10 protein-coding genes and 1 pseudogene are annotated in these 8,576 nt (G+C 57.0%); 9 read left to right on the top strand and 2 right to left on the bottom strand.

Going from position 1 to position 8,576, the window contains the following annotated elements; genetic code table 11:
- From AC1DVH_RS22600 to AC1DVH_RS22560, 9 genes and pseudogenes are all read left to right on the top strand, one after another.
- A partial coding sequence (locus AC1DVH_RS22600; protein WP_477755690.1) for an ABC transporter permease occupies positions 1-540 on the top strand: 540 nt, incomplete at its 5' end.
- Positions 537-1,247, top strand: a complete 711-nt coding sequence (locus AC1DVH_RS22595; protein WP_477755689.1) for an ABC transporter permease — start codon at positions 537-539, stop codon at positions 1,245-1,247. The genes AC1DVH_RS22600 and AC1DVH_RS22595, both read left to right, overlap by 4 nt.
- A gap of 56 nt (positions 1,248-1,303) precedes the next feature.
- On the top strand, positions 1,304-2,065 hold the full coding sequence (locus AC1DVH_RS22590; RefSeq protein ID WP_477755688.1) for an ABC transporter ATP-binding protein: 762 nt from the start codon (positions 1,304-1,306) through the stop codon (positions 2,063-2,065).
- A gap of 12 nt (positions 2,066-2,077) precedes the next feature.
- Positions 2,078-2,557 carry an Lrp/AsnC family transcriptional regulator gene (locus tag AC1DVH_RS22585; RefSeq protein WP_007974731.1) on the top strand — a complete coding sequence of 160 codons (480 nt, stop codon included), beginning with the start codon at positions 2,078-2,080 and terminating at the stop codon, positions 2,555-2,557.
- Positions 2,558-2,791: 234 nt separating this feature from the next.
- Positions 2,792-3,730: a citrulline utilization hydrolase CtlX gene (gene ctlX / locus AC1DVH_RS22580; RefSeq protein WP_477755687.1), complete on the top strand. Its 939-nt coding sequence runs from the start codon at positions 2,792-2,794 to the stop codon at positions 3,728-3,730.
- A gap of 115 nt (positions 3,731-3,845) precedes the next feature.
- A pseudogene (locus tag AC1DVH_RS22575) lies at positions 3,846-3,974 on the top strand (arginine N-succinyltransferase); the annotation flags it as partial.
- 806 nt (positions 3,975-4,780) lie between these two features.
- Positions 4,781-5,311: a DMT family transporter gene (locus tag AC1DVH_RS22570; RefSeq protein WP_477755686.1), complete on the top strand. Its 531-nt coding sequence runs from the start codon at positions 4,781-4,783 to the stop codon at positions 5,309-5,311.
- A 188-nt stretch (positions 5,312-5,499) separates the two neighbouring features.
- On the top strand, positions 5,500-6,219 hold the full coding sequence (locus AC1DVH_RS22565) for a hypothetical protein (protein ID WP_477755685.1): 720 nt from the start codon (positions 5,500-5,502) through the stop codon (positions 6,217-6,219).
- Between the two features lie 69 nt (positions 6,220-6,288).
- Positions 6,289-6,711, top strand: coding sequence for a VOC family protein (locus AC1DVH_RS22560; protein WP_477755684.1), 423 nt, complete (start codon positions 6,289-6,291; stop codon positions 6,709-6,711).
- A gap of 8 nt (positions 6,712-6,719) precedes the next feature.
- Here AC1DVH_RS22560 and AC1DVH_RS22555 read toward each other — a convergent pair whose 3' ends face one another.
- Together AC1DVH_RS22555 and AC1DVH_RS22550 are read right to left on the bottom strand one after the other, a co-directional pair.
- On the bottom strand, positions 6,720-7,625 hold the full coding sequence (locus AC1DVH_RS22555) for a LysR family transcriptional regulator (protein ID WP_477755691.1): 906 nt from the start codon (positions 7,623-7,625) through the stop codon (positions 6,720-6,722).
- Positions 7,626-7,843: 218 nt separating this feature from the next.
- Positions 7,844-8,576: LysR substrate-binding domain-containing protein (locus tag AC1DVH_RS22550; RefSeq protein WP_477755683.1), on the bottom strand; the 733-nt coding region annotated here is incomplete at its 5' end.

The following is an 8,576-nucleotide window of genomic DNA, read 5'->3' as shown; positions in this document are numbered from 1 at the left end:
ACCTTTTACACGACGCTGATCCGTGGTGTGCCCGACCTGGTGTTGATGCTGCTGATTTTCTACAGCCTGCAAGGCTGGCTCAGCGCCCTGACCGACTCCATGGGCTGGCCCTACATGGAAATCGACCCATTCGTGGCCGGGATCATCACCCTTGGTTTTATCTACGGGGCGTATTTCACCGAGACCTTTCGCGGGGCGATTCTGAGTGTGCCACGCGGGCAACAGGAAGCCGCGGCGTGCTTTGGCCTGAACCGCTGGCAGCGCTTCCGTTTCGTGGTGTTCCCGCAAATGATGCGTTTTGCATTGCCGAGCCTTGGCAACAACTGGCTGGTGCTGCTCAAGGCCACGGCGCTGGTATCGATCATTGGTTTGTCGGACCTGGTCAAGGTCGCGCAGGAGGCCGGCAAAAGCACGTTCAATATGCTTGATTTCCTGCTGCTGGCCGCAGCGCTTTACCTGCTGATCACCAGCGCTTCGAACTACGTCTTGCGCGTGCTGGAACGGCGCTACAACCAGGGTGTACGGGGGATGGCGCGATGATCGAGTTGATTGCCGAATACTGGAAACCCTTTCTGTTCAGCGACGGCGAGACCCTCACCGGGTTGGCGATGACCCTGTGGTTGCTGGTGGCGAGTATTGCCATGGGCTTTTTCCTGTCGTTGCCCCTGGCGATCTTGCGAACCTCGCGCTGGGGCGTTTTGCGTTGGCCGGTTCAGCTGTTTACCTACATCTTTCGCGGCACGCCGTTGTATATCCAGTTGCTGATTTGCTACAGCGGGATCTACGGCATTGCCGTGGTCCGTTCGCAGCCATTGCTCGAAGCGTTTTTCCGCGACGCAATGAATTGCACCTTGCTGGCGTTCACCCTCAACACCTGCGCCTACACCGTGGAAATCTTCGCCGGAGCGATCCGCAGCATTCCCTACGGTGAAATCGAAGCGGCACATGCCTATGGCCTGAGTGGCTGGCGCCTGTATCTGCAACTGATCCTGCCTTCGGCGCTGCGCCGGGCGCTGCCGTACTACAGCAACGAAGTGATCCTGATGTTGCACGCGACTTCGGTGGCGTTCACCGCAACGATTCCGGACATCCTGAAAATCGCCCGGGATGCCAATGCGGCGACCTTCATGACGTTTCAGGCTTTCGGTATCGCCGGTCTGCTGTACCTCGTGCTGTCCTTCGGGCTGGTCGGCGCGTTCCGCCTGGCGGAGAAGCGCTGGCTGAGCTTTCTCGGCCCGGCCCACTGACTTCCATTCTTTGTCCAGAGCGGCGCCGATAAGCGTGCCGTTCCAGGAGTACTCGCATGTACAAACTCACAGTTGAAAATCTGTATAAACGTTTTGGTGACAATGAAGTGCTCAAGGGCGTCTCGTTGAACGCACGGGCAGGGGACGTGGTGAGCATGATCGGCGCCAGCGGTTCGGGTAAAAGCACCATGCTGCGCTGCATCAACTTTCTGGAGCGTGCGGACGAAGGCGCCATTGCTCTGGATGGCGAGCGAGTCCTCACCCGTCAGGGCGTCGGTGGCATGCGCGTTGCCAACCCGAAGCAGTTGCAGCGCTTGCGCACGCGATTGGCGATGGTGTTCCAGCATTTCAATCTGTGGAGCCACCTGACCGTGCTGGAAAACATCGTACTGGCGCCGTGTCGAGTCCTGGGTATGAGTCGCAAGGCCGCCGAAGAGAGCGCACGGGCGTATCTGGACAAGGTCGGCTTGCCGCAACGGGCGGCCGATCAGTACCCGGCGTTTCTGTCGGGCGGGCAGCAGCAACGGGTGGCGATTGCCCGTGCCCTGGCGGTGGAACCGGAAATCCTGTTGTTCGACGAGCCAACCTCGGCGCTCGACCCGGAACTGGTGGGTGAAGTGTTGAAGGTGATTCAGGCGCTGGCCGAAGAAGGCCGGACCATGTTGATGGTGACCCACGAAATGGGATTTGCCCGGCAGGTCTCAAGCCAAGTGTTGTTCTTGCATCAGGGGCGGGTCGAAGAGCAGGGCGATGCTACGATACTCGACCGGCCAAACAGTGAACGTTTGCAGCAATTTCTATCGGGTCGTTTGAAGTGAGGCAAGGCGTACATGGCGGATATCCGCGATCTGTCGATCGTGCTTGATCGTATCGATCAGGCAATCATTGAAGTGTTGCGCCACGAAGGGCGCATCACCTACCAAAAGCTGTCCGAGCGCGTGCACCTGACCCCCAGGCCTTGTCTGGAACGGGTACGCAAGCTGGAACAGCTTGGGGTCATTCGCGGCTATGGCGCGATTCTCGATGAGAAGAAACTGACGCCGGGCTTGTCGTTGCTGGTGCTGGTGGCGTTGTCGAACCAGAGCGGACGCGCGGCGCAAAAGGCCTTCGAAGCCAAGGTCCGCGCCTGCCCGCAGGTGCTGGAATGTCGCCTGATCAGCGGCGCGTTCGACTACAGCCTGCGCATGCGCTGCCGTGACATGGAGCATTACCGGGTGTTGACCGAAGTCTGGTTTGACGACCCGGATTTGCACATCGACAAACTGGTCAGCCACCCGGAGCTGGCGATGGTCAAGACCACCATGGAGTAAGATCAAAAGATCGTCCGAACGCGGCCCGAGCCTGCGGCAGCTCCTACTTTGGAATGTGTATCCTTGTAGGAGCTGCCGCAGGCTGCGATCTTTTGCTTTCCGACCCTCACCGAATCGGCTGGGCAACCAGTAATCTTCAGCCGTTTTCATCAGCGCAAAAGCCGTTATCAACCGGGTTTTTCCCACCTCGAAACAGACAATGAGCCTCTCTCGACCCTCATTGAGTCTGTGCCCATGCAAACCACCAATACGGTTTTAATGATTCGCCCGACACGTTTCTCCTTCAATCAGGACACGGCGGCGAACAACCGTTTCCAGCGTCCGGCAACCGTTGCCGAAGACGTACAACTCAAGGCCCTGGCCGAGTTCGATGGCTATGTTGACGCGATGCGTCGGCACGACGTTGAAGTCCTGGTGCACAACGATCGCGAAGCGCCGCATACCCCGGACTCGATCTTCCCCAACAACTGGTGGAGCAGCCACCCGGATGGCACCTTGGTCCTGTATCCGATGCAGGGCCACAACCGGCGTCTGGAGCGGGACAAAGGTGTACTCGACGGGTTGCTGGGTGAATACCGGGTCGAGCAGGTGCTGGACCTGTCCAGCCTCGAAGAGCAGGAGGTTTTCCTCGAGGGCACGGGCAGCATGGTCCTGGATCGGCAACAGCGGATCTGCTACGCCGGTTATTCCACGCGCACCCACGCCCGGGCCCTGGATCAGCTGGTCACCCATCTGGGCTATGAACTGTGTGCGTTCAACGCGGTGGACCGCCAAGGCGTGGCGATTTATCACACCAACGTCATGATGAGTGTCGGCACCCGTGTGGCGGTGGTTTGCCTGGCGTCCGTGCCCCATCCGGGTGAACGTGCGGCGCTGCGTAATCGGCTCGAAACCAGCGGCAAACAGGTCATCGCCTTGAACTGGGCGCAGCTGGAGTCCTTTGCCGGCAACATGCTGGAAGTGCACAACGCAGCGGGCGAGCCGCTGCTGGTGATGTCGCGCACAGCCTGGCAATCGCTGGACGCCGATCAGCGTCGCTTGATCGAAGCTCACACCACGCCGTTGCCGGTGAACATCGACACCATCGAGCGCATCGGTGGCGGCAGCGCGCGCTGCATGCTGGCCGAGGTGTTTCTGCCCAGGCATTCGTCCAGCCAGGAACAAGTGCGATGATCGTCCGCCAGAGTTTCGCCGGCGCTTCGGTGACCAGGTCATTGCGCAAATGCGCGATTACTCGGACGAAGAGGGGGTTTCACCGTTCTGAGAAGCTCTGGGACGGCACTCTTGTTTGATCCATAACCGTCAGTTTGCCGATTGCCGGATCACTTCGGCAGTGGCGCGAGTTGCAGTCGGTACGCTGATTGTCGACGCTCAAGTCGCCAAGGCGTTGGACTTGAGTGCGGGGGGAGCGCGGTGAATGGAGCTTGCGCCGGCTGGACTTCGGGCGTCCATGTATGTGAGAGGACGGCGGAGGTAAATCCGCCTCCTGCTCGATTTCTTCACGGGGCACCTGTTTGCCACTGCCCAACGATTGCTTGTGGCCGATTTCTGCCTTCCACGACCGGCTGAAAACGACCCAGCAGCCTGTCAGCATAGGCAGAAATCGGCCAATAGCGATCTAAAGTTTCTGGAACCTCAACCATAATCTGCCAATCGATCTAATAAGAAAGGGGAGAAGTTAGATGGTGATTTATGACGGCGGCCGATTGCTTCCTGAGCGTGGGGCTAACGTCAGTCAGTGCGGTGCGTTTCAATGGCTGATCACAATAGGCACGATCGATTGTCTGGCCCGAGTGTCCGCTAGTCTTTCTTAGTGACCTGTAAGCCACTTTCGGTATTCGCGATCAATCCATTGAGCTGAATAACTGCTTTGAGTTTTTCGCGTTACACACCGCATCTGCTTCCGCTCGCGTTGGAAATGAAAGGGGAAGGCGACACTTTTCCTTGTTGTCGTAGATGTTGAAGCCAGAAGACACTGTGCTGGAATAGAAACGGGCACCGTTACGTACTGACCCTGTCTCAGTAGGTATCACTGGAATGACATCAACCGAGCGATACCCGCTTAACCAAAATTGGCATGAGGAGAAGCTTGCCCACCTAGGCACGTACTTAACGCGATGCATTCGTCAGGCGAATATGACGTGTGCGTATTGTCGATTTCCATTCATAATACCCATACATCAATATCTCCCCATCCACACCGAAACACGAGAGGTTACGGTCATGTTTGGGAAGATCTCGATTCTTGCAACTGTTCCAATGGGCCTGGCTCTGATTGCCGGCGCCTTGATTCCTTTACAAGCCTCCAGCAATGGCGCCCTTGGCCGCGAGCTCGGTCATCCACTCTGGGCTGCCCTTACTTCGCTGATCGTCAGCTCAGCTGTGCTGATCGCCACCATCGTGGTTCTTCGCATACCGCAGCCAAACATTGCGGGAGCGTTGCAGGGGCCTTGGTGGCTCTGGATAGGCGGATTCAGCGGGGCCATTTACGTCGCAATGGCCACCTTCCTGCCCCCAAAGCTTGGCGCTTCGAACTACATCTTGTTCGTGATGGTGGGTCAGGTCATAGCCGCGATGCTAATCGATCACTTTGGCCTCCTCGGCCTGACCGCGAAGCCAATCAACCTGGTTCGGGTTGCAGGGGTGCTGATCATCTTCTTCGGATTGATCGTGGTTCAAGTGGGCTCAAACAAAGAGCCCGCTAATTCCGGAAAGTTGATTCAGACCGCAACGGTCAACGCGAACCTCAAATAAACCAGAGCCTCCCTTTCGGCTGGTGGTCGCTCTTGGTAGCCAGCCCTTTTTATTCAGGTCGACCCTCTAGTCGAACCAACGCACGCGGCTTGTGTGCGAATAGCCGAGAAATCTTTCTCGGCTGACATGAGGTGCATATGAACGGAAGTTCAGCACTATATTTTCGTAGAAAGATCGGAGTGTTATTTATGAATATCGTGAAACTGCAATTCAGTGATGGCCGTCCGAACGCTGTTGGCCTTGAAGAAGTAAACGCCGTGCTTCGGAGCGTAGGTGTTCGTGCAAGCACCGTGAGCATTCCGGACGCAGCCAAACCCATTTTGAAAGCATCGCAGTCCCGCACTGTCACCGAGGCCGAGCAAGAAGAACTGATCAGGCTCTTCAGCCTGAACCGCGCAGAGTTGCTTGAGCAGATCGAACTGGCTGGCCGTGTGCCCGAGACGCCACGTGGCGGCCTTCTTTCCACCCATCAGCCTGGCGTTGCCCCCTATCCCAAGGTCTATGACATGCTGGCCATCCCTGACGAACACCGTGCCGGCGTTCTGGAGAGCTTCGGTCGCTTCCACGTCAACATGGCCGAGAACGGTGTAGGTATCGATGAAGTGATGACCGTCGTATCGGGCGGCCCCTTCACCTGGATGTTCGTGCTGCCCGAAGGAGTTGTAGTACGGCTCACCGTTGGCCCAGCCAGTGAGGAAACAGCGATTCGCTTGAGTTATCCAGGCATGGGCATTCACGCCGGATACATGGATGCGAAACAGGGCTTGATCGTGGCATATGCTCACGGCCCCGAAGAGTTCGTAGTCCACTACGATGAGCCTACTGCGCCCCATGCGTATCTGTTGAACACCAATCCCTGGGTGGACTTCTCCGGCGACATGCCAACTCTGTTCGACAAGATTCACTAAGTCTAACGCTCACGAGCCTCCGTACCATTTGGCAACGGAGGTTCGCTTTCTGCCTCAGGAGACGATTGAATGTCTATTTTCAAAGTTCAGCACATCGACCACGTTGTCCTGCGAGTTGAGGACATGGAGCGGAGTGTCGATTTCTATACCCAGGTTCTCGGATGCTCAATTAAGAAGCGCAATGACCAGTACGCCATGATCCACCTTACAGCGGGAAGCTCGATGATCGATCTGGTGGACGTTAATGGCCCCTTGGGTGCCATGGGCGGCGGGGCGCCAGGGAAAGAACGACGTAATGTCGATCATTTCTGCCTTCGAGTCGAACCCTTCGATGAGCAGGCGATCCTTGCCCACTTGCAAGCTTTTGACATCGTTGCTGATAAGGCGGTGACTAGGTACGGGGCCGAAGGCGTTGGTCTATCGATTTACTGCTTCGATCCTGACGGTAATCAGGTTGAGCTCAAAGGCCCCGCTGAGTCGGGAGCTGCTTAAGTCAAGATTCAGGTGCTCTGGCTGCACTTCAAGATTGCTTCCCTGATCCACCTGTTGGCAGGGTCTGCGTCTTTACGGGCATGCCATGCTTGTTGATAGGACAGGACGGGAAGATCTAGAGGAGCATCGAACGTTCGAAGCGTTGGATATCTGTCGAGCCCACTGACGGCCCAGCTCGCAACGGTCAGGATAAGGTCTGTGCCGGCAATGAGCTCGATTGCGGCGCTCCAATGAGGAAGTGCCACAGCGATTCTTCGACGCAGTCCCATGCTTGCCAGCACTCTTTCGATCTCGTCATTCGCATCAGGCCGAAGGGCAAGCATCACATGCGGACGCTCCAGCCATTCCTCCAGCGTCAGGCAGCCACATTCCGGTAGGGCGCTTTCGTCGGCGAGGCTGACAAAATGCTCCGGGAAAAGCTCCTGCACATGGATGCCATCCGGATACTCCGGAAAGATACCAAGCGCCACATCGAGCTCACCATCAGCTAATTGGGCCATCATGGTTTCACGACTCGCTTGGCTGACAGCCAGATCCACTCCAGGCGCTACATTGCGAACATGCCGTACCAAGCCAGGCAGTACCCGGCGAGTGGCATAGTCGGACAGCGATAGCCGGAACCGTGCTTGAGAGCTGCTGGGGTCGAAGTCAGAAGCCCCCAGCAAGTCATTGAGGTGCCTTAACGCCTGTTCAAGAGGCCCTAGCAAGCTTTGAGCTCTGGCGGTGAGCACCAATTGCCCTTCGCGACGGATCAGCAATTGATCGTCAAAGTGCGCTCGAAGTTGAGCCAGGGCATGGCTGACAGCTGGCTGGCTTTTATGCAGTCGAACCGATGCCCGAGTCACGTGCCGCTCCAACAACAATGCATGAAGGGTCAGCAATAGATTTAGGTCGATTCTTCGTAGCTCTTCCAGCATGGGCTCGAATCTGTCAGGTGCGTCAGGACAGCGTACCAAACTGTCGTAAGCGATGACAGATCACTCTACCGGAGCAGGGTGACGACTCCCGGAGCAATACCGAAATTGTTGCCTTGACTGGTTCAATCCACATCCCAAAGCGGACGCTCACACTCGAAGTCAGCGGGTTGAAGCCGTCATGCTGTCGTATGATCCGACTCCCTACGAAAAGCAATTTACACCTGAGGCGTAACAGGTAGTCGCGATTGCGCAATCAACCACTCGATGAAATTGCTCACTTCCTCACGATCGCGATTACCTTCGCTGCACACGCAGTAATAGTTCTGCAAAGCTGGCACGGCAAGGGCGAGAGGCTGTACCAGTCGGCCTTCATCCAGATCGCGGGCGGACACAACCTCGTCGCTGAGTGCCACGCCGTACCCATCGCGAGCAGCTTGCAGAACCATGCCGAAATCATCGAAGTAAATATCCGAGTCACTCGATTGTCCAAAGCGTGCCTCGGACAGCCAGCGTCGCCACTGGGCGCCATCGTCTTCATGAAGCAATCGATAATGAGCCAGGTCGGACACGCTTCGAATGGCCTTGGGGCCGCGCAATAGTTGGGGGCTACATACGGGTGTCATGCGGATGCCGTGCAGTAATCGCCACCAGAAGCCAGGCCAGGGAGGGACGCCGTAAATCACGGCCAGATCGGCTCGTCGCCAATCAACTGTATTGAAGTAACTTGCGGTGATGACATTCAACTTGATGTGCGGATTGTCATCCATGAACGCGAAAAGCCGTGTGGCAAGCCAAGTGACGCCATGCACGCTGGGAATAGAAAGCGTCAGTTCGATTTTCTGCCGTTCTCCCTCATGTTCACTGGACAGCTGTCGCACCCCATCCTGGATTTCGCAAATCGCGTTGGCTACCCGATGTTGCAAGAGACGGCCATTGTCGGTCAGGACC

This window comes from Pseudomonas sp. P4_C3 (assembly GCF_056402075.1).
Note: the sequence above shows the minus strand (reverse complement) of the source record. Positions and strands in the feature narration are given on the sequence as shown.